This window comes from Deltaproteobacteria bacterium CG11_big_fil_rev_8_21_14_0_20_49_13 (assembly GCA_002796305.1).
Lineage (GTDB): Bacteria > UBA10199 > UBA10199.
In genome coordinates this window covers 67,576-88,175 of record PCWZ01000050.1, presented here as the reverse complement: position 1 = coordinate 88,175, position 20,600 = coordinate 67,576, and the positions used below count along the sequence as shown (strand labels likewise).

Annotated in this window: 17 protein-coding genes and 1 pseudogene (1 of these 18 running past the window's edge); 12 read left to right on the top strand and 6 right to left on the bottom strand. The window is 48.1% G+C overall.

Going from position 1 to position 20,600, the window contains the following annotated elements; translation table 11 throughout:
• The first annotated feature begins 316 nt into the window (after window positions 1-316).
• Complete coding sequence (locus COV46_04960) at window positions 317-3,652, top strand: hypothetical protein (protein ID PIR17350.1); 3,336 nt, start codon at window positions 317-319, stop codon at window positions 3,650-3,652.
• Window positions 3,653-3,702: 50 nt separating this feature from the next.
• On the opposite strand, the gene COV46_04955 is transcribed toward COV46_04960, so the two are convergent.
• Genes COV46_04955 through COV46_04935 form a run of 5 tightly spaced genes read right to left on the bottom strand, consistent with a single transcriptional unit; the run spans window position 3,703 to window position 9,044 of the window.
• On the bottom strand, window positions 3,703-4,800 hold the full coding sequence (locus COV46_04955; GenBank protein ID PIR17349.1) for a rod shape-determining protein RodA: 1,098 nt from the start codon (window positions 4,798-4,800) through the stop codon (window positions 3,703-3,705).
• 7 nt (window positions 4,801-4,807) lie between these two features.
• The gene (gene mrdA / locus COV46_04950; protein ID PIR17348.1) at window positions 4,808-6,646 is read right to left on the bottom strand and encodes a penicillin-binding protein 2; all 1,839 of its coding nucleotides are present in this window, start codon (window positions 6,644-6,646) and stop codon (window positions 4,808-4,810) included.
• The gene (locus tag COV46_04945) at window positions 6,646-7,167 is read right to left on the bottom strand and encodes a hypothetical protein (protein PIR17347.1); all 522 of its coding nucleotides are present in this window, start codon (window positions 7,165-7,167) and stop codon (window positions 6,646-6,648) included. The genes mrdA and COV46_04945 overlap by 1 nt, the downstream gene beginning before the upstream one ends.
• Window positions 7,164-7,997 carry a rod shape-determining protein MreC gene (gene mreC, locus COV46_04940; protein PIR17346.1) on the bottom strand — a complete coding sequence of 278 codons (834 nt, stop codon included), beginning with the start codon at window positions 7,995-7,997 and terminating at the stop codon, window positions 7,164-7,166. Before mreC ends, COV46_04945 begins: the two co-directional genes overlap by 4 nt.
• A gap of 12 nt (window positions 7,998-8,009) precedes the next feature.
• Window positions 8,010-9,044: a rod shape-determining protein gene (locus tag COV46_04935; GenBank protein ID PIR17345.1), complete on the bottom strand. Its 1,035-nt coding sequence runs from the start codon at window positions 9,042-9,044 to the stop codon at window positions 8,010-8,012.
• A 116-nt stretch (window positions 9,045-9,160) separates the two neighbouring features.
• Here COV46_04935 and COV46_04930 point away from each other — a divergent pair, with 116 nt between their 5' ends.
• From COV46_04930 to COV46_04910, 5 genes are all read left to right on the top strand, one after another.
• A complete protein-coding gene (locus COV46_04930; GenBank protein ID PIR17344.1) occupies window positions 9,161-10,234 on the top strand; it encodes a 4-hydroxy-3-methylbut-2-en-1-yl diphosphate synthase in 1,074 nt (357 codons plus the stop codon).
• Window positions 10,235-10,301: 67 nt separating this feature from the next.
• The gene (locus COV46_04925) at window positions 10,302-12,065 is read left to right on the top strand and encodes a proline--tRNA ligase (protein PIR17343.1); all 1,764 of its coding nucleotides are present in this window, start codon (window positions 10,302-10,304) and stop codon (window positions 12,063-12,065) included.
• Window positions 12,066-12,177: 112 nt separating this feature from the next.
• Window positions 12,178-12,885, top strand: a complete 708-nt coding sequence (locus COV46_04920; protein ID PIR17342.1) for an orotidine-5'-phosphate decarboxylase — start codon at window positions 12,178-12,180, stop codon at window positions 12,883-12,885.
• A 164-nt stretch (window positions 12,886-13,049) separates the two neighbouring features.
• The gene (locus COV46_04915; protein PIR17341.1) at window positions 13,050-13,445 is read left to right on the top strand and encodes a hypothetical protein; all 396 of its coding nucleotides are present in this window, start codon (window positions 13,050-13,052) and stop codon (window positions 13,443-13,445) included.
• Window positions 13,446-13,543: 98 nt separating this feature from the next.
• Window positions 13,544-13,762, top strand: a complete 219-nt coding sequence (locus tag COV46_04910) for a hypothetical protein (GenBank protein ID PIR17340.1) — start codon at window positions 13,544-13,546, stop codon at window positions 13,760-13,762.
• Between the two features lie 194 nt (window positions 13,763-13,956).
• Here COV46_04910 and COV46_04905 read toward each other — a convergent pair whose 3' ends face one another.
• Window positions 13,957-14,463, bottom strand: a complete 507-nt coding sequence (locus COV46_04905) for a hypothetical protein (GenBank protein PIR17339.1) — start codon at window positions 14,461-14,463, stop codon at window positions 13,957-13,959.
• A gap of 121 nt (window positions 14,464-14,584) precedes the next feature.
• Here COV46_04905 and COV46_04900 point away from each other — a divergent pair, with 121 nt between their 5' ends.
• The 6 genes and pseudogenes from COV46_04900 to COV46_04875 all read left to right on the top strand — a co-directional run.
• The gene (locus tag COV46_04900) at window positions 14,585-15,157 is read left to right on the top strand and encodes a rubrerythrin family protein (GenBank protein PIR17338.1); all 573 of its coding nucleotides are present in this window, start codon (window positions 14,585-14,587) and stop codon (window positions 15,155-15,157) included.
• Window positions 15,158-15,214: 57 nt separating this feature from the next.
• Window positions 15,215-16,915 (top strand): pyruvate ferredoxin oxidoreductase, encoded by a 1,701-nt coding sequence (locus COV46_04895; GenBank protein ID PIR17337.1) that lies wholly within the window; start codon window positions 15,215-15,217, stop codon window positions 16,913-16,915.
• A 40-nt stretch (window positions 16,916-16,955) separates the two neighbouring features.
• A complete protein-coding gene (locus COV46_04890; GenBank protein ID PIR17336.1) occupies window positions 16,956-17,786 on the top strand; it encodes a 2-oxoacid ferredoxin oxidoreductase in 831 nt (276 codons plus the stop codon).
• Between the two features lie 13 nt (window positions 17,787-17,799).
• Window positions 17,800-18,615: a ZIP family metal transporter gene (locus COV46_04885; protein PIR17335.1), complete on the top strand. Its 816-nt coding sequence runs from the start codon at window positions 17,800-17,802 to the stop codon at window positions 18,613-18,615.
• A 17-nt stretch (window positions 18,616-18,632) separates the two neighbouring features.
• The gene (locus tag COV46_04880) at window positions 18,633-19,823 is read left to right on the top strand and encodes an MBL fold metallo-hydrolase (protein PIR17334.1); all 1,191 of its coding nucleotides are present in this window, start codon (window positions 18,633-18,635) and stop codon (window positions 19,821-19,823) included.
• A gap of 5 nt (window positions 19,824-19,828) precedes the next feature.
• Window positions 19,829-20,600, top strand: a pseudogene (locus COV46_04875) (TIGR02757 family protein); it runs 32 nt beyond the window's last position.

Here is a 20,600-nt window from a genome sequence, read left to right as displayed (position 1 = left end):
GAAGATTTATTTTCAACACAAGTTTCAAATAGCCTATAACTTTTTCCATTAAAGGATACCATAACGGCGTGATGCATAAGCCTGTCAAGTATGGCAGAAGTTGTGGCAGCATCGCCAATAAGCTTTGGCCAATCTTCCATGACAGGGTAAACAGGTTTTTAGAGGTGCCTGTATTTTCGTCAATTTTTTGACATTTCTTGCTCCTATTATCAATCTGACACAAAGCAGAACCAATGCGACAGACAAATATCCTTTAATATTAAGTTCTTAGAGAACAGTTTTTTATTTGGATTTGGCACGAATATTGCTGTAGGATATTAGTGTGAAGAGATTCAATTCAAAAGCGACTCTTTTATCAATCTTACTTGTCTCAACAGTGATCATATTTTCTTATAGACCAAATAGTGCCGCCGATGATTCGAGCCTAATTGCACACTGGACTTTTGATGAAATCATAACCGGCTATTTCATTGATATTTCTAAAAATAACTACAACGGTCAACTTCATGGAGATATCAAATTAGAAAAGGGACTGAAGGAAAACGCCGCTGTCTTTGATGGTAGCACTAACTACATTTCAATTCCATACGACATCACAAATCCTGACCATTTTCCTGACGGAGAAATTTCTATTTCAGCGTTAGTCAAGGTAAAGAACATACTGGAACCAAACATGCTCTGTTACGGTTGCGGCCCTGTCGGCTATTTTTCATTTGGATCTTCAACTACTTTCACAAACAGGGCAATAGTAAATATAAGCGCTGAAAACGGGCTTGGACAGTACTGCTTTTCTGGTTACGATCTATTTCCTGAAAGATGGACACAAATAATTTTTACACTCAAAAAAAACGGTCTGTATAAATATTACGTTGATTGTAATTTAAGTTCCGTAAACAAAAAAGAGAATCTTGCCCTTAAAGCGAAGTCAAACCCAACAATAGGTAAGTTTGTAGAAAATAAAGGTAGTACGACCGTCGAACATTATTTGAATGGATCAATAGATGACCTAAAAATATGGAACAAGGCCTTAACCGAAGAGGAAATAGCCGAAGAATGCAAAAATATTGATCTCTGCGGCGACAACGTATGCAGTGGAAGTGAAAGCTTTATGTCTTGCCCATCTGACTGTGGTTATGCTTCTCCAACAGGTGAAAGTGGCACCTACATAGACTTCGGCAGCACAGATGATTTAACAAAGGGGTCTGTTATAATTAAAAATCAAGAGAACTATTCCGGCATCCAAACTGATGCTGACACAACCTACAGAAATATTCTCAAATCTAAAAGTTCTGAGATCTGGTTTCCGGTCTTTAATAACGATAAGGATGGTTTTCCAAATAGTTCCATGGTCGTAGAAATACGCTACAAAGATCTTTATTCGTTTCCCAAAGAATCCACACATACTGCTAAAAAGGCCTCGTTAACCAGCATGATCCAGTTTGACGGAAAGGATGTGGTAGTTTTTGGGTTTGAGGGAAAAGGCGATTCAAAATGGAAATTAGGAAGAATACTTTTTAGAAAAACTCCATGGCAAATGATTCGTGCTATAGGCGGATATTACAAATTTAAAATAATTGTGCCAAGTGAAGTTGGCGACCTACCCATCGACTATATACTAATTCACTCTGTATCTGATTCAGACACGAAGATGCTTGAACAGTTGCAAAAAGATCAATTCGCATTTAGACAAATAGAAGCGCCAAAGGGCGAGACCAATGATTTTCCAATATCAAAGTTGCCAATATGGTTTACCAAAAGCCCTACAGAACCTGTGTTTACTACAACTCTTCCAAGCCCAGATGAAATCAATAGCCCAGTACATATTGATATCGCAAAGGCAGAGACCTCTTCAACCTCGCTCTCTATATATTCACCAACCACGTTGAATAATGTCAAACTTAAAGTTTCTCCACTTATATTGTCTCATGATGAAAACAACACGTTTGATGGAAAAATAGATATTTATAAAATAATTCAGGACGATAAAATGTGGCTACAGAAAGGAATGGGTTCTGCGTACGGAAGGATGCCGGACAGAATAGAAAGATTTTATAAAACCGAAATAAATAAAGATGTTAGTGAAAGTTTTTGGCTTACCGTTAGCGCCGGCAGTTCTACTAGGCCCGGATTATACAATGGCACCATAAATATTACTGCTAGCGGAGAAAAAATACTTGAAATACCGCTTGAGCTTGAGGTGGCCAGGTTCAGTTTACTGGGGCCGGGCTATATCACAACTCTATATGTTCATCCCGAAACATTTCCTGTCACAACAAATTATGCAGTTATGTTTAAAGATATTTCTAACCACGGAGCTGATGTAAAATATCCATCAGTAACCAAGAACACCGTTACAACTATCCAAGTAAACGATACAATTCATGGCTATAATTATGACAAGTTTGTTAGTTTGCTGGATGAAGCCATAAAGGGACATGTTGTAGGGAAAACCCATTTCTTGCAGATTCAAATGCATGACGAGCTATTATCCAAGCTGGAAATTTCCAAAGACGATCTTTTTGTTGCATTATATGATGAAAAATTTGTCAAAGCATTTGAACTTCTGATAAAGGGCCTCAATAAAATCGCCGTAGATAGAGGGATAACATTTGTCTATTCTGTTACGGATGAACCTGGAGTTGATGTTGTAGGACATCTTGTGGCAGACCGACTCTACCCTCTTGTCCGAGCTACTGGCGGTAAAACATGGGTGACATACACTCCTGATTGTGAAAAAGAAATTAATTACACAACCCCTGCTGTTACACATCTACTTAGACCGCTCGGCCAATTTCTTGACTATAAAATGTATGCATGGTCAAAAATAAATGATTCTAATATTTCTACAGATAAGGAAAAATTTGGATTTTACACAACCTTTCTTTCTCAGGCCAGAAATCCAATATATAATCGTTTCCTACACGGAATCTACGCATACATCACCGGGGCAAAGGTTATTGGAGTCTACTCCTACGATTGGTGGGTAAATGACCCTTATAGCGATTTTGATCAAGACTGGACCCAGAACGGGCCGTTAACAGTTTATGATTATCTTCTCGCCTATCCAACATGGAGCGGTGAAATGATCCCTACAATGGCATATGAGGGTATGCGTGAAGGAATTACAGACGCAAAGTATTTTAATACTTTATCAACTCTTATTAAACAATATCCCGATACTGAATCTGCGAAGAATGCAAAAAAATATTTAGAAGAACGGTTCACCAAAATATCAGTTGATCTACAAACTGACTACTGGAATAAGAAAAATGACTATGGTTTTGCACATCTTATATTAGATGAAGTAAATGCTGGTTACGAAAATCTTGGCTATAGCGCCTTTGACGAAATTAGAGACAGGGTCCGATCTTTCATTTTAGCAATACTGCATGAGGCAAATATTACAGACCTGCCTGATGATGGCGCCGGTGAATCTGATCTACCTAATGAGAGCGCCGACAAACATGAAATGCCCGATTCAGAGACGCCGCCACCTCCATCTGAGCTTACCAACACGCCTCAGCTCACAGATCAAATTTTGCCACTAAGCCCTACTGGAATAGAACCCGGTAATGAAACAACGCTACTAGTTACACCTAACGAGCCTAAACAGCAAGGCAGTAGCGGCTGTTCACTGATTATTAGAGATTAACCCAACTTCCGCAACTGGGGGCGGAACAATAGATGACGAGCATTTAGTGCCTAGAACACGAATCTCTTCTTAGATACCGAAAGCAGGATGCCTATTGCGGACATGACGCTTATCGTGGATGAGCCTCCGTAGCTTAGGAGAGGAAGGGTGATGCCGGTCAAGGGTATGAGACCAAGTACACCGCCTAGATTAATAACAAGTTGCCAGAAGAAGAGGGCGCCTATCCCAAACGCCAGGAATATGCCCAGACGGTCCCTTGCCTGCCTCGATATCTCAATGGTTATGGATAGAAAGAGAAAGTAAAAGAAGAGGGTGATGACCGCGCCCAAGAATCCCCACTCTTCCGCTAGGACCGGAAAGACAAAATCCGTATGTTTTTCAGGTAGATATTTAAGTTTATTAATATTACCCTTTAAATAGCCCTTGCCCCAGAATTTGCCCGAACCGACTGCTATCTTAGACTGTGCCATGTGGTATCCGCTCCCCTTAACGTCTAGCTCGGGGTTTAGATAGGTCGTTATGCGGGCTTTTTGGTGCGGAGAGAGGAGATAGTTATATCCAACGAAGGAGCCGATTACCGCAACTATCACCACAAAGAATACAACTCTCCTCTTCGCTTTTCCGAACCACGCATACGACATGAGTATCAGGATAAAGAAGAGGGTAGAGCCAATATCGTGTTGCATGATGATAAGCGCCGCAGGTATGCCCGCGGCTATGGCCGGTTTTATGAGCTCAATAAAATTGAATCCGTCGGGCCTTGGGTTGTTTGCAAAGTAGCGCGAGAGCAGAAGGATGACCGCCAGCTTTGCAAATTCCGACGGCTGGATACCAAGGCCGCCTATCCCTATCCAGTTCCTGTTCCCGCCGACGCTCTTTCCGAAGAAGATGGTCAGCACGAGAAGAACGATCACTATGAAATATATAGGAAGCGAAAGTTTTTCCAAGATCCTGTAATCAGAGAAGGCGAATACGGCAAGAAAGAGGCCGCCTATTATTATCCACAACCCCTGCATCCATATGAGGCGCAGGTTGCCCGATTCGCCCCACATGTTAAGGGCGCTGTAGAGGTTCACTATCCCTATAATAACGAGGGCGAATACTGTTCCCAGAAGGGTCCAATTTACTTTTTCAATGTTCGTTGTCATTTTTTTCTTATTTTAAATAGGTCTCAATTACCTTGCCTACGATCGGTGCCGCGGCAGAGGCCCCGAACCCGCCGTGTTCAACGATGACCGCGACCGCTATTTTGGGATCGCCATAGGGGGCGTATCCCACGAACCATGCGTGGTCCCTTAGCTCTTCAACGCCGGCCCTCCACTGTTCCTTCGAAATGACCTGCGCGGTTCCGGTCTTTCCGGCTATCTTAAGACCGAGAGTACTTAGCCTGTGGGCCGTTCCTTCGGGGCTGTCGACAACCCCTTCAAGTCCCTCTTTGATCAATTTAAGATCTTCGTCGTTCATTACTTTAGGGCCTTCATTATTACGCCATTTATATATTATGCTCCCGTCGATGCCGATGAGCGAGTCGGTCACGTGAGGTGTAACCCTCTTGCCGTCATTGGCGATGGTCGCCATCATCACGGCGTTCTGGAGCGGGGTGACGGTGTCGTAGCCCTGACCGACCGATATCGAAAGATTCTCGCCTGCCTGCCACGGAACATTGAACCTCTTCATCTTCCATTTGGAGGTAGGGATGAGACCGGTCCTTTCGCCCGGCAGATCGATTCCTGTTATCTGCCCAAATCCAAGGTCGTTCGCGTGTTTAGCAATTTTGTCGGGTCCAAGCCGGAGTCCCATCTGGTAAAAGAATGTATCGCACGAAGATGTAATAGCTTTTTTAACCTCAATGCTTCCGTGTCCGCCTTTGCGCCAGCACTTGTAGAACCTGCCTCCAAAGTTCATTCCGCCCGCGCATGAGAGGTGCTCCGTAGGTTTAATGGCCCCTTCTTCAAGTGAAGCGGTTGCGGTGACTATCTTGTACGTAGAGCCGGGAGGGTAGGCGGCCTGTATCGCCCTGTTGTAAAGAGGCCTCTTCTTGTCCGAGGCGATCTCCTGCCAGTATTTTCCGCCGTCGGGCGATGACAATTTGTTGAGATCTATAGAAGGGCTAGAATAGAGGGCAAGAACGCCGCCGGTTCTTGGGTCGATGGCAACGACCGCTCCGCTCCTTTCGCCAAGCTCTTCCTTAGCCACCTTCTGGAGCCTTGAATCTATTGTAAGATTAAGAGAGGCGCCGTTTCTCGGCTCTTCGTGGATAAGCTCCATGTCGGGCCAGATGACCTCTCTGCCTATTGCGTTCACAACCTTTTGATCGTATCCGTTGCGTCCGCGTATGGAACTATCCCACATCTCTTCAACGCCGCCGATGCCGACGAAGTCGCCCATCCGGTAATCGCCTATCTTTTCTTTTTGATAATATTCAAGACGGTTAGTGTCTATCTCCTTCAAATATCCCAAAAGATGGGACGACGCTAGGCCGTCGGGATATATTCTCGCATATCTCATCTGAATATCGACGCCGCGCAGATCGTAAGGGTCGGACTCATCGTGCCATGGTGTCTTGTGCGCCCTTATCGCGGCCACATCTTCTTCGCCTGTGTCATCTTTTATGACCACCGGGAAATATTTGGGGGCCAACCTGTTCTTGGCCATCTTTGCCTTTATCTCGTCGGGGTCCATTCCCAGAAGTTTTGAAATGCTCTCGACCGTCTTTCGTTTGTCGATGACATATTGCGGAATGATTATTATGTCGAAGGCTGGACGGTCATCGACAAGCGGTATCCCGTTCTTGTCGTAGATGCCGCCGCGAAGCGCGGGTATGTCCATGTCCTTAATAGAGTTCTGCTCGGAGAAAAAGTGATAATAAGAGCCCTTTATTATCTGTAGGTAATAAAGGCGGCCGATCACAATAAGGAAGAATACAACGATTATCCAGATCAGGTATTTGAACCTGCTCCCGATATCATGCGTATATTCGTTCGTTAGATCCATTATCTAAGTACCAGTCCCTTTGGCCTTGTTATCTTTTCCCACGTGAGGCCCGCGTACCATCCAAAGAGCGGGATTATGAAAACTCCCGCAACACCGTTAAAGACCGATTGTGGAATGAAACGCCACGTGGCTATTACGATGAACTGCGGGTTCTTATATATCAGCGCCGTCAAAAGAGCCTTGAGCCAGATGGCAATGGCGCTAGCGATCATCGTCCAGAAGAAACGGGAGACCGGCGAGCTAAGATATATGGCGGAGGTGGCAAATCTAACGGCAAGGAACGCGATGAGATAGATGGTAGTGAAGAGGCCGAAGGGAGCGGGGGAGATGGTGTCGGTCAAAAAACCTATCAGCGCGACGGGAAGGACGCCTTCGAAGGTGTCTTCGGTAAAGCTCAAGGAGACCACGGCAAGGAAAACAAAATCTATCTGCATGTTCTGTAATGGGAGTTCGTTCAAGACCGTGGATTCAAGCGCCAGCCAGATGATCGTCCAGATCATTATGAGGAAGATCTTTCTCATTTAAGGACCATTACGTTCTTGACCTGCGCGAGGTCTACAAAAGGTATCACATCGGCGCCTTTAAAGACGCCGGATGATTGATTTTGTACCTTGTTGAGCGTTCCGACCGGAATGCCGAAAGGGAAGAGCTTGTCGAGCCCGCTGGTTATAACGACATCGCCGTCGGCCACATTGCTCACCCGCCTTAGGTATTCAAGCCGGCTTAGCGAGTAGAAAGGCTTAAGCTCTGTTTCCATAGACGTGCCTACAAGAAGTGCCCTGGCACCGGTACGTTGAACTGTCACATCGACCGCGCTGTTGGGGTCGGCTATGAGAAGCACCACCGACTCGGAATTGGCGACCTTTCCTATTCTTCCAACAAGGCCGCCGGGGCCTATTACTACCATGTTCTTTCTGGCGCCTTGGTTGAAACCCTTGTCTATCGTAACGGTCTTGAATTCGGCGGTAACGTCCGAGGCGATGACGCGTGCGCCAAAACCTTCCTTTTTGAGGGACGAGGACATGGAAAGAAGTTCGTGGAGGTTGTTGTTCTCCTTTCGCACGTCTTCCATCTCGATCATCCTTCTCTTTGCCTCGGCAAGATCGAACTTTAATTTTTCGTTCTCGATGGCCGCATCGGAAATGGCGATGTAATGTCTCCACGCACCGCCGAAGAACCCCGATATTTTGGTGAGCGATGATTGCAGAGGGGATATCATGGTCATGCCCAGCTGGCTGTACCAGTGAAACCTTTCAAAGTTAGGAAAGGCGAGCGACGTTAAAAGCACGGCCAGAAAAACGCAAATCACCGCAAGAACTCCTCTGGTAAATTTTTGAAATGATGAGAGCATTTAAAATAGATCTTAAGATACGGTAATTGACTTGTATTTGTCAAGGTGGTCGAGAGCTGCGCCCGATCCTAATACAACGCTTGCCAGCGGGTCCTCTGCCTGAACGACCGGCAGACCCGTTTCTTCTTTGATGAGCGTGTCGAGATTTCTGAGGAGCGCGCCGCCGCCAGAGAGAACAATGCCCCTTTCGACTATATCGGCCGCAACTTCCGGAGGAGTGCGTTCAAGCGTTACCTTCACGGCTTCAACTATCGCATTGACCGGTTCAAGAATGGCCTCTCGTATCTCTTCTGAATTGATCTCGAAGGTTCTGGGGATGCCTGCAATAAGGTCACGGCCTTTTACCGCCATAGTCTTTATCTCCCCGTCGGGATAGGCGGTGCCGATCTCTATCTTTATCTGTTCGGCGGTCCGTTCGCCGATGAGCATGTTGTATTTTTTCTTAAGATAGTGAATTATGGCGTCGTCCATCTTGTCGCCGGCAACTCTGATAGATTTGGCGAATACGATGCCGCCAAGCGATATGACCGCGACCTCCGTTGTGCCGCCGCCGATATCGACTATCATGTTGCCAGTTGCTTCCATTATAGGAAGGCCGCTACCTATCGCGGCCGCCATTGGTTCTTCGATCAGGAAAACCTCTCTTCCGCCGGCGGATTCGGCAGATTCTCTCACCGCTCGTTTTTCAACCTCCGTAACGCCTGACGGGATGCAGATGATTATTCTCGGACGAATGAGCGACTTTCTGTTGTGGGCCTTGCGAATGAAGTAGCGAAGCATGGCCTCTGTAACTTCGAAATCTGCAATGACGCCGTCCTTCATCGGTCTTATCGCCTCGATGTTCCCCGGCGTACGGCCGAGCATCTCTTTTGCCTCGTGGCCGACCGCAATGACGTGCCTTATTCCGCGCGAATCCTTTTGAACGGCTACGACCGAGGGTTCGGATGCGATTATCCCTTTCCCTTTGGCATAGACAAGCGTGTTGGCCGTGCCAAGGTCGATCGCCAAGTCGTTCGAGAACAGGCCTATAATTGGATCTAAAAACATAAGTAAAAATCCTCCCCTGTTAAGTGTCGGCAAGCCCTAACAGAAGGTAATTTCATAATCAATATTAATCTTATAAATTGACATTTTAGGGCTCTTCACGTTAAAAAACGGTGCCCATGGACATTAAGCGCAAAAAGACGCGAAAGATATACGTTGGAAAGGTCGCCGTAGGCGGCGATGCACCCGTCTCCGTTCAGTCGATGCTTATGTCCAAGACGGAGGATGTAAAGAGCGCCGTTGCCGAGGTAAAACGCCTTGAGGAGGCCGGTTGTGAGATAGTTCGGGCGGCAGTTCCGGATGAAGCGGCCGCAAAGTCGCTTAAAGAGATAAAGGAGGGGATAAATATCCCCCTTGTTGCCGATATTCATTTCAATCACAAACTTGCGCTCATGGCGCTTGATGCGGGGGTTGACTGCCTTCGTATAAATCCGGGGAATATAGGAAGCGATGATAAGGTAAAAGAGGTCGTAAAGGCGGCAAAGGCTTGCAAGGTGCCGATCAGAATAGGCGTTAACAGCGGCTCGGTTGAAGAAGGACTTTTGACCAGATACGGCGGTCCAAAACCTGCGGCAATGGTCGAATCAGCTCTCCGGCATGTTCGCATTCTTGAAGAGAACGATTTTTTTGATATCAAGATATCGATAAAGTCCTCAAGCGTGATAGACACGATAGATTCATACAGGCTTTTGTCATCTAAAGTAGATTATCCGTTGCATCTGGGGGTCACCGAGGCCGGAACCTTGCTCCCCGGCGCTATTAAATCCTCGCTTGGAATAGGCCTGCTTCTTGCGGAAGGGATAGGCGATACTATCAGGGTCTCCCTCACGGCGGATACAGTTCAGGAAATAAAGGCCGCCCATGAAATTCTTGCGAATTTGGGGCTCAGGAAAAGGCCCGGCGTTGAGATAGTCAGTTGTCCGACGTGCGGGCGCGTACAGATAGATCTCGTCTCGCTTGTTGAGCGCGTTGAAAAGCGCCTGGCAAAAGTAAAGGTCCCGTTAAAGATCAGCGTGCTCGGTTGCATTGTGAACGGTCCGGGCGAGGCGCGCGAATCGGATATCGGAATTGCCGGCGGCAACGGCAAGGGAGTTATAATCAGAAAAGGCGAGATAGTAAGGACCTGCAAGGAAGAAGAACTTGAAGAAGAACTTATGAAAGAAGTGGAACGGTCATTGCGAGGAGCGAAGTGACGAAGCAATCCCCCGTTTAAATTAACTGGATTGCTTCGCTATTCGCTCGCAATGACATAACATCGATATGAGATACAGCAGATCACTGATCCCTACACTGCGTGAAGATCCGGCGGATGCAGAAGTTATAAGTCACAAACTTATGATCCGCGGAGGTTATATACGGAAGGTTGCGGCTGGCATCTATGATTATCTTCCACTTGCCTTGCGGGTGTTCAGAAAAATTGAAACTATAGTTAGGGAAGAGATGGATGCTTCCGGCGCGCTGGAACTCCTTCTGCCGATCATCATGCCTGCAGAGCTATGGCGGGAATCGGGACGCTGGGATTTCTACGGCAAGGAACTGCTCCGTATCAAGGATAGGGCCGATCACGATTTCTGCGTGGGCCCGACCCACGAAGAGGCGATAACCGATCTTGCCAGAAGAGAAATTAAATCTTACCGCGACCTACCGAAGAATCTTTATCAGATCCAGACCAAGTTCAGAGACGAGGTTCGTCCCCGTTTTGGCGTCATGCGCGGGCGAGAGTTCATCATGAAGGACGCCTATTCTTTTGATGTCAACGTTGAGGCCTCAAAAAAGACCTATCAAGTGATGTATGACACATATAAACGCATCTTTAAAAGATGTGGGCTTTCGTTCAGGCCCGTTGAGGCGGTGACCGGTGCAATAGGCGGAACGTTGTCCCATGAGTTCCATGTCATCGCCAGCTCCGGTGAGGATGCGATATTCTTCTGCGATAAATGTGAATATGCATCGAATGTGGAGAAGACGCGTCTTGCAAAGCCTAATCAGCTCCACAAGATGAACGAAGAACTGAAGGATGCCAGGGCCGCCAGTAAATATGTGGAGGTTCCGACGCCTGGCAAGAAGACGATACCGGAGGTCGCTCTGCACCTGAAGGTAAAGTCCTCCGAGCTTGTGAAGACGCTCATCTATAAGATCGCATCGGAGAAGAATAAGTCTCTGTTCGTTGCGGTGCTGGTAAGGGGTGATCATGAGATAGTGGAAGCAAAACTTACCAACGCGCTATTTGATCTTAAGCTGGTTGATACCAGGGATATCGTTCTGGAACTTGCCGGAGAGAACGATGTGAAGGCCTTAACGGGAGCCGATGTCGGCTTCGCTGGGCCTATCGGTATCAAGACGAAGGTGATAGCCGATGCTTTGGTGTTCGGCGATGAACATTTTGTGGTAGGCGCCAATAAGACCGATGCACATCTGGTCGGTGTTGCGTGGGCCGATTGCAACATTTCGGGCTTTGCGGACCTGCGCCGCGCCCGACAAGGCGATAAATGTCCGGAATGCAGTTCAGGTTCCTTGCTTGAAAAACGCGGCATTGAAGTGGGGCAGGTGTTCCACCTTGGCACAAAGTATTCAGAGAAGATGAAGGCGGTATATCTGGATGAAAGCGGCAAAGATCAGTTCATGGTGATGGGTTGCTACGGCATCGGCATCAGCAGGACGGCCGCCGCGGCTATCGAACAGAATAACGACGAGAACGGCATCAAGTGGCCGCTTCCTATCGCTCCTTATCATGTTGAGCTTATAGTGATGGGGGCCGACGAAAAGACGAAAGAGGTCGCCGACAAGACCTATCACGAACTGCAGGAAGCAGGCATTGAAGTATTATATGATGATAGAGATGAAAGACCGGGAGTTAAGTTTGCCGATGCCGATCTTATCGGCATTCCTTACCATGTTGTTATCGGCAAGAAGGCAATTGCCGAAGGAAAAGTTGAATTAAAAATTCGCAAAACAGGCGAACGCAAGATGGTCTCGTTGCAAGAGGCAGCGGATTTGATAAAAAATAAATTAAATGACCAATGACCAAATCCGAATGACGAATGCATATCCAAACCCCAATGACCCATTATTGGGACTTGAGTTATTGTGATTCCATTTGTCATTGGAGCTTGGACATTGGTCATTTGGGGGTTCTATGTTCTCACAGCATTCCACCAGAGATAAACTTATCGTCGCTCTCGACGGCGATTCGCTTGAACATGCCGCCGACCTTGTCGACCTTCTCAAAGGAGAGGTGACCAATTTTAAGATCGGCATGCAGCTTTTTACCGCCTGCGGACCCGACGCCATCAAAATGGTCCAGGCACATGGCGGAAAGGTTTTCCTGGACCTTAAATATCATGATATTCCATCAACCGTTGCCAAGGCCGTTTACATTGCCACCAAACTTAAGGTGGCAATGATAAATATCCATGCAACGGGCGGCCGCAAGATGATGGCGGAATCTCTGGCCGCGGTGCAGGATGCAGCGGATGGCGATCCGCCGCTTATCATCGGTGTTACGGTCCTGACCAGCATGGAATCTTTGGGCGATATCGGTATTCAATATGAGATAAGAGAGCAGGTGATAAGACTTGCAAAACTTGCGCAGGAAGTTGGGCTTCACGGAGTTCTAGCTTCACCTCTTGAAATTCAACCGATACGCGCGGCCTGCGGCAAAAAATTCATCATTATGACCCCAGGTATCCGCCCGACCGGTACACATTTAGACGATCAGGCGCGTATCTCCTCTCCAAAACAGGCGATCCATGCCGGTGCCGACTTCTTGGTGATAGGCCGCCCTGTGACCGAGGCAAAAGATCCCCTTCTTACTGTAAGAAATATCCTCAAAGAGATGGGTTAAAAAGTGGGGACATTTAGAACCAATTCTGGGGATAAAACCCCCCGTTTTTGGCCTTCATTTTACGACCCTTTTTACAGCCGCATAATTATTCCAGCAACTAGCTGTTTTTCTTGCTTTTTCTAGTCACGAGTTACGAGTTACAAATCACGAATTTGGCACGCCATATGCTTTACCTATCAGTAGAGACGATAAAACAAAAAGGGAAAAGGGAGGCTATTATGGCAAAAAGGTTAACAATAGAGCAGTTCGAAGGATTGGAAGATGTGATGATCACGACGGACGATAACAAGGACATCGAAACGGGAAGCAGGGAACATATACTGAATCTTCAGCTGGTCATGGCCACCACATCTGTTAACCATGAATATGCCAGAATGGAATACGAAGAGGCGAACGACATAGAACGCAAAGATGAGCTTATGCATTATATGTCCGAGTGCCGTGAGAAGTATGACGAAGCAAGAGGCGAACTTTCATGCGTGAACCCATTGGTCCTGGAAACATTTGAGACCGATCTCGCTCATCAGAAGCGCACAACAATGGTTCATTATCACGCTTAATATCGATCCCTAACCCTCCTTTCTTTTGAAGGGGCACTGCCGTGAGGTAGCGCCCCTTTAGTTTTTTTGGAGGACGCCGAGGCTACCGGGCCATACTCATGTCGTCCGCAGAGGATATATTTGACCGCGAAGAGAACGAGGGCAGGGCGGTAGAACATCTTGGCCGTGTCATGGCCGATCCGTACGCCGAGTTTTCGGAGGTTGAAGGCCTGGGCAGAAGACGTTCGCCAAAAGGCCGCGTATTTTACAAATCTTGCGTAGAAACGTTAGCGCATTGTATCAACGCACCGTCATCAGTAGAAAAAAATAGTGACTGAACAGCGAGTTTAAAATGAAAATCGGATATTGTTCGAGCAAAAACTAAGCCACTGGCGTGCTTGCGTCGAGAGCCCCGATTTTATTTCCGTTTGCTTCTCGACTCGCCATGCTCGCTCGAAGAATAACGATTTCACATAGTTACAAAATTTGTCAAAATTACGCCGTCCAGTTACAGAATTTATTGAACGCCGCATCAGAAGTAGATGGAAAATCCCACAGGGAAGTCGAACATGCTCGTTGTCGAGCTTCTGATGAACGCGGTGTAGTTCGCCTGGATCCCTATGGCAACGTTCTTTGTGATCATGTAATCGAGCCCGATGCCAGGGTTCAGCGCGAAGGCAGTGTAGCGGTCGCCGTTGGCGGAGCTTGCAACGCCTACGTTAAGCCTTGCATAAGGTAACAGCGAGGTCTTCTTGTTCCAGTAAGCCCTTGCGCCCGCCGTGAATATCTCCAGATTGTATCCGCTTGTTACGTCCACTTCGAACTTTGCCTCCGGCATAAGCCAGTCCCAGACAAAATAACCGACCTCGGCGTTCATGTTGAAGGTCGTTCTTCCGGCAACCCCGCCTCCCCATATGCGGCTGAGGTCCGCGGCGGCGCCTACGAGCCAGTTTCCCTTGCCTACGCTGTAATCTGTGGCGTTAGCATTAGTACATGCGAACACCGCGATGACTGCAACTACCGTGATCAGTTTTTTCATTTTGTATCCCCCTCATTAGGATTGCGGTCATTGATCTCTTGGACCTCCTTTACTTAAATGATATCTTGAAATCAACTTAATATTATGTTTAGTTCCGAAAAAAACAAAAGGAGGAGATGGTATGAGCATAAAGGGAACACAGACAGAGAAGAACCTGCTTAAGGCTTTTGCCGGAGAATCGCAGGCAAGGAACCGGTATACATATTTTGCCTCGCAGGCAAAAAAGGACGGTTTTGAACAGATATCATCCATATTTGAAGAGACGGCCGCCCAGGAAAAGGAACATGCAAAGAGATTTTTCAAGTTCCTTGAGGGCGGAGACGTTGTGATAGAGGCGGCATATCCCGCGGGTAAGATAGGTAAGACGGCGGAGAACCTAAAGGCCGCCGCGGCTGGCGAGAACCACGAATGGACGGCGCTGTATCAGGAGTTCGCCCAGACCGCAGAGAAGGAAGGACTCAACGATATCGCAAAGGCATTTAGGGCAATATCGGTGGCCGAGAGACAGCACGAAAAACGTTACTTGGACCTTCTTGCCAACGTTGAATCTCACAAGGTCTTCAAAAAGGATACAAAAGTTGTGTGGCGCTGCAGGAACTGCGGCTACCTTCATGGGGGGACCGAAGCAATCGATACATGCCCTGCATGTCTGCATCCAAAGGCGCATTTTGAGATCCTGGGCGAGAACTATTAGACTTCGAGCGAAGTCGAGAAGCCGATATGTTATGTTCTCGACAAGCTCGAACAGTATATGAACACTTCAACTAACATTCTAATAGGCGGTGAGGCGGGGCAGGGGCTTGTGACGATCGGCGAACTTCTTTCCAAGGTCCTGGTCCGAGCCGGTTACAATATAGTCGTTACGCAGAGCTATCAGTCAAGGGTGCGCGGCGGACACAACACGTTCGCCATAAGGGTGAGCGATAAAGAGATCTCTGCGCCAAAGGAGTCGGTCGATATCCTTGTGGCTTTGAATGAGGAGACCGTTAATATCCATAAGGCATCAGTTGCAAAAGAAGGTATTGTAATTTCTTCGGATAAATTCAAGTCCGGCGAGGGTGTTCTAAGACCGATCAAAGTCCCATACGAAAAGTTCGGTTCGGCAAAGTTGGAGAATGTTGCATCTTTGGGGGTCGTCTGCTCGATCCTTGGCGTAGAAAAGGGCCATATCCTTAAATTGCTTAATGATCGTTTCGGCAAGAAGGGCTCAACGATCGCCAAAGATAACGAAAACATGCTCAACGCTTCCTATGACTGGGCCGCCGGGCAGAACATTGTCTTTAATAAATCACCAAAGGTGAAAACGGACAAAGAACGTTACATGATGAACGGTAATGAAGCCATTGCCCTTGGCGCAATTTCTGCAGGGGTGAAATTTGCGGCATTCTATCCGATGACGCCATCTACAAGCGTTAATCTTTCTTTGATCTCCCATGCAAAAGAGACTGGCATGGTGGTAGAACAGGCGGAAGATGAGATAGCCGCCATTAATATGGCGATAGGGGCCTCCTATGCCGGTGCACCCAGCATGGTCGCTACTTCCGGCGGAGGATTTGCGCTGATGGTGGAAGGTGCAAGTCTTGCCGGCATGACCGAGACGCCGGTCGTAGTTGTAGTAGCCCAGCGCCCCGGCCCGGCAACAGGCCTTCCCACAAGGACGGAACAGGCTGACCTTGAGTTCGTTCTATATTCGGGGCACGGAGAATTTCCAAGGGCTATCTTTACACCCGGGACCGTTGAAGAGTGTTTTCATCTCACAAGGCGCGCGTTCGAACTAGCCGAAAAATATCAGGGGCCTGTATTCATCCTTACCGACCAGTATCTTGCCGACTCCTTCAGGGCGGTCGATAAGTTCGACGGCAATTTGAGCAGGGTCAAGGCAGGCGTCGCCGCTTCTGAAGTAAAGGCGCCATATATGAGATATGCGCTGACAGATAACGGCATCTCTCCAAGGCTTATACCGGGGTCAAGCAAGCACCTCGTTGTTGCCGGGAGCGATGAGCATACGGAAGGCGGACATTTAACCGAAGATCTGGACGCAAGGGTCAAGATGGTCGATAAACGCCTGAAAAAGATGGAAGGCCTTTCGAAAGAGGTCTCACAGCCTGAATATTTTGGTGATGCCTCGCCGGACAAGCTTTTTATCTCATTCGGTTCTGCTTACGGAGCGGCCCTTGAAGCGGTGAAGAGCCTGAACGAAAAGGGCGGGGAAACGGCGCTCCTTAATTTCTCTCAGGTCTGGCCTTTGGTCCCTTCAACTTTCATAGATAAGTTGAATAGTGCCAAGGAAGTTGTGGCCATAGAGGGGAACGCCACCGGACAGCTTGCGGGACTCATAAGAAAGACAACGGGCTTTGAGATCAAGAATAAGATACTAAGGTACGACGGACTTCCGATAACGCCGGAATATATTTTGAACAGGCTCGCTCATGGTGAGCCTGTCGAACCATGAACAATTATCATCCTTCGACATGCTCAGGATGAGCGATACTATGATCACTAACGACACATATAAAATATCGGAAACGGCATGGTGCCCCGGTTGCGGGAATTTCTCCATAATCAAGTCGGTTAAGGATGCGCTTGTAAGGTCGGGGCTCGAACAGGATCAGATAGTATTCGTATCCGGCATCGGTCAGGCCGCAAAGGCGCCGCATTATCTGAACGTGAATCTCCTGGACGGCCTCCATGGAAGATCGCTTCCGGCAGCGACCGGTGTTAAGCTCGCCAATCCTACACTTAACGTTATCGTAGAAAGCGGCGACGGGTGTTCATACGGTGAAGGCGGTAATCATTTTATTTCCGCGATAAGAAGGAATATCGACCTTACGGTCATCGTCCATAATAATCAGGTCTACGGACTCACCAAGGGGCAGGCAAGCCCCACATCGGACGAAGGGTTTGTCACAAAGACCCAGCCCGATGGCGTGAAGTCGGGATCGTTCAATCCCATAGAGGTTGCCGTTGCTTTAAAGGCGGGATTCGTTGCCAGAAGTTTTTCCGGGATGCCGGCGCACGCGACCGAAATGATAGTGAAGGGGATCAAACACAAAGGCTTTAGCCTCATTGATATACTCCAGCCTTGTGTTACATTCAATAAGGTGAATAACTTTGGCTGGTATAAGAAACGCTGTGTCGAGTTGCCAAAGGATCATGACCCCACCAACTGGGAGAACGCCCTTAAGGTAGCGACCCAGTGGGGCGATAAGATACCGGTAGGCGTCATCTACGAGAATAGCCGTAAACCTTACGATGAGCTTATTTATACAGGCCTTAACAGCACACCGAAAGACCTAAAGTCCATTCTAGCTAAGTATTGTTAACTATATGTAATATATGATAGAATTTCTTCAGCAATTTCATCCTGTCACCCAGGCCCTGATAGGCGGAGGTTATGCCTTTTTGGTCACGGCACTTGGGGCCGCCTGCATCTATACATTCAGCTCGTTAAATCGAAAGTTATTTGATGGAATGCTCGGGTTCTCCGCCGGCATAATGCTGGCGGCAAGCGTCTGGTCGCTCCTGCTCCCTGCCATAGAGATGTCTGCGCTAAGAGGCCATCACGCCAAATGGATGATACCCGCCTGCGGTTTCCTAGTTGGCGGGCTATTTTTACGGCTTGTCGATAAGATACTTCCTCACATCCATCCCGACATGGTAGTTTTGAAAGAAGAGGGGATAAAAACCCACTGGCAGAAGAGCACGTTACTGGTCCTCGCTATCACGCTTCATAATATTCCGGAAGGCCTCGCAATCGGAGTTGCGTTCGGGGCGGCCGGGTTCGGAGTTGAAGGCGCGACGCTCGCCGGGGCTCTGGCACTTGCGATAGGTATCGGCATTCAGGATTTCCCGGAAGGGTTCGCCGTCGCAATGCCTTTGCGAAAACTGGGGAAGTCGGTCAACAGAAGTTTCTTTTACGGAGCGCTCTCCGGCATTGTTGAGCCGATTGCGGCGGTGATCGGTGCGGCCGCGGTAATGCTCTCCAAGAATATGCTTCCGTACGCCCTCTCATTCGCCGCCGGCGCAATGGTATTCGTGGTGATAGAAGAGGTGATACCCGAGGCCGGGAGCGGCGGCAACGAAGACATTGCCACCACGGGCGCCATGATAGGTTTTGCACTCATGATGGTATTAGACGTGGCATTTTCTTAAAAGGAGAGAGAGGTCCTATGAAAGCTGTAAAGATAAGCGAACATGTTTACTGGGTAGGGGTGATAGACTGGAACCTGCGCGAATTTCACGGTTACTCGACCAAGAGGGGTTCCACCTATAACTCTTATCTTATAATGGCGGAAAAGCCGACGCTGGTCGAAACGGTCAAGGCGCCGTTCAAAGATGAGATGCTTGAGCGGATTGCCTCCGTCATCGACCCGAAGGATATCAAATATATAGTTTCAGGGCATGCCGAGATGGACCATTCCGGCTCCATTCCGCATATGATAGACCTCATCAAACCAGAGAAGGTCGTCGCCTCCACCATGGGTGTAAAAGCGCTACAGGATCATTTTCATCTGACGCATCCTATTATTCCCGTTAAGGACGGCGATACGTTGAGTCTTGGCAATATGGAGCTTAAATTCCTTGAGACGCGTATGATCCACTGGCCCGACAGCATGTTCTCATATCTTGCAAAGGACGAACTCCTCTTTTCGCAGGACGCCTTCGGCATGCATTTAGCCTCAAGCGAGCGTTTTGCAGATGAGGTGGCGCATGACGTCCGGCTAGAAGAGACGGCCAAATACTATGCCAACATAATCCTTCCGTATTCTAGCTTTGTGCTGAAACTTATCGAGAGGTGGAAGGGCATTAACCTTAATGTGAAGTTCATTGCCACGGACCACGGGCCAATCTGGCGTGACGGCGGCGCAGAGATAATTCCACTATATGAAAAGTGGGCGCTGCAAAAGCCGGAAAAGAAGGCCGTTATCATATATGATACGATGTGGAAGAGCACCGAGGCAATGGCCAACGAGATAGCGGGTGGACTCATTGAAGAGGGTGTGGAAACGGTAGTTCTCCCCCTGGCGGCGTCAAGCAGGAGTGATGTTGCTCTTCATGTCCTTTCGGCCGGCGCCGTATTCATTGGTTCGCCGACACTCAATAATAATATCTTTCCTTCTGTTGCAGACTCGCTTGTTTATCTTAAAGGCCTAAGGCCCAAGAACAAGATAGGCGCGGCGTTCGGCTCATACGGCTGGGGAGGCGAGGCGCTAGAGCAGCTCAACCAGTGGATGAAGGATATCGGCATCGAACTTGTCTCCGATGGCGTGAAGGTAAAATATGTCCCTCGTGAGGAGGATCTGGTCAAGTGTTTCGAACTGGGGCGCGACGCGGCCGCAAGGCTCAAGGAGCTCGTCTGAAGGCCATGGACCTAAAAGTAAAATTAGAGGCGCTCTATAAGAAGTATAACAGACGCAAATTCGTCCGTCCGGACCCGCTGGAGTTCTTATACAAATATCCAAAGTCAAGGGAGAGGGAGATAGTAGGTCTCATAGCCTCTTCGCTCGCCTACGGCAGGGTGGCGCAGATACTCAAAAGCGTATCCAAGGTCCTTGATAAGATGGGCGACTCCCCATACGAATATCTTAAAAAGAAGAGCGATAGGGAGATAATGAAGGATTTCTTAGGCTTCAAACACCGCTTTACGACAGGATGCGACAAGGCCGGACTATTGATCGGGATGAAGCATGCCATAAAGAGACATGGCTCCCTTGAAGGCTGTTTCAGGGCCGGATATAAAAGAGATGACGAGACCTTTATGCCGACGCTCTCCTATTTTGTGGCGGAGATCTCAAGGTGTGCAGGCTGTGCAAAGCTGAACCTCCTTCCGCCGCCAGAACTTGGCAGCGCGTGCAAAAGGCTCAATTTATATCTGAGATGGATGGTCCGTAAAGACAACGTTGACCCCGGCGGATGGGACGATCTCCCTTCGTCTAAGCTTATCGTTCCGCTCGATACCCATATGTATAAGATAGGCAGGGGTTTTGGCTTTACAAAAAGAAGACAGGCAAACCTTAAGACCGCCTTAGATATAACGAAGGGATTTGCCGATATCTTGCCTAAAGATCCTGTGAAGTACGATTTCGCGCTGACACGTTTCGGGATACGCTCGGAATTAAATATCGGTTCGGTGCTCA

Excerpts from the sequence above, each read along its gene's own strand:
- COV46_04935 (PIR17345.1), bottom strand. The coding sequence starts at position 9,044 with ATGTTTTTAGATCCAATTATAGGCCTGTTCTCGAACGACTTGGCGATC.
- mrdA (PIR17348.1), bottom strand. The coding sequence starts at position 6,646 with ATGGATCTAACGAACGAATATACGCATGATATCGGGAGCAGGTTCAAA.
- mreC (PIR17346.1), bottom strand. The coding sequence starts at position 7,997 with ATGCTCTCATCATTTCAAAAATTTACCAGAGGAGTTCTTGCGGTGATT.
- COV46_04915 (PIR17341.1), top strand. The coding sequence starts at position 13,050 with ATGCTTTACCTATCAGTAGAGACGATAAAACAAAAAGGGAAAAGGGAG.
- COV46_04955 (PIR17349.1), bottom strand. The coding sequence starts at position 4,800 with ATGACAACGAACATTGAAAAAGTAAATTGGACCCTTCTGGGAACAGTA.
- COV46_04920 (PIR17342.1), top strand. The coding sequence starts at position 12,178 with ATGTTCTCACAGCATTCCACCAGAGATAAACTTATCGTCGCTCTCGAC.
- COV46_04900 (PIR17338.1), top strand. The coding sequence starts at position 14,585 with ATGAGCATAAAGGGAACACAGACAGAGAAGAACCTGCTTAAGGCTTTT.
- COV46_04880 (PIR17334.1), top strand. The coding sequence starts at position 18,633 with ATGAAAGCTGTAAAGATAAGCGAACATGTTTACTGGGTAGGGGTGATA.
- COV46_04925 (PIR17343.1), top strand. The coding sequence starts at position 10,302 with ATGAGATACAGCAGATCACTGATCCCTACACTGCGTGAAGATCCGGCG.
- COV46_04890 (PIR17336.1), top strand. The coding sequence starts at position 16,956 with ATGATCACTAACGACACATATAAAATATCGGAAACGGCATGGTGCCCC.
- COV46_04945 (PIR17347.1), bottom strand. The coding sequence starts at position 7,167 with ATGAGAAAGATCTTCCTCATAATGATCTGGACGATCATCTGGCTGGCG.
- COV46_04895 (PIR17337.1), top strand. The coding sequence starts at position 15,215 with ATGAACACTTCAACTAACATTCTAATAGGCGGTGAGGCGGGGCAGGGG.
- COV46_04910 (PIR17340.1), top strand. The coding sequence starts at position 13,544 with ATGTCGTCCGCAGAGGATATATTTGACCGCGAAGAGAACGAGGGCAGG.
- COV46_04905 (PIR17339.1), bottom strand. The coding sequence starts at position 14,463 with ATGAAAAAACTGATCACGGTAGTTGCAGTCATCGCGGTGTTCGCATGT.
- COV46_04930 (PIR17344.1), top strand. The coding sequence starts at position 9,161 with ATGGACATTAAGCGCAAAAAGACGCGAAAGATATACGTTGGAAAGGTC.
- COV46_04885 (PIR17335.1), top strand. The coding sequence starts at position 17,800 with ATGATAGAATTTCTTCAGCAATTTCATCCTGTCACCCAGGCCCTGATA.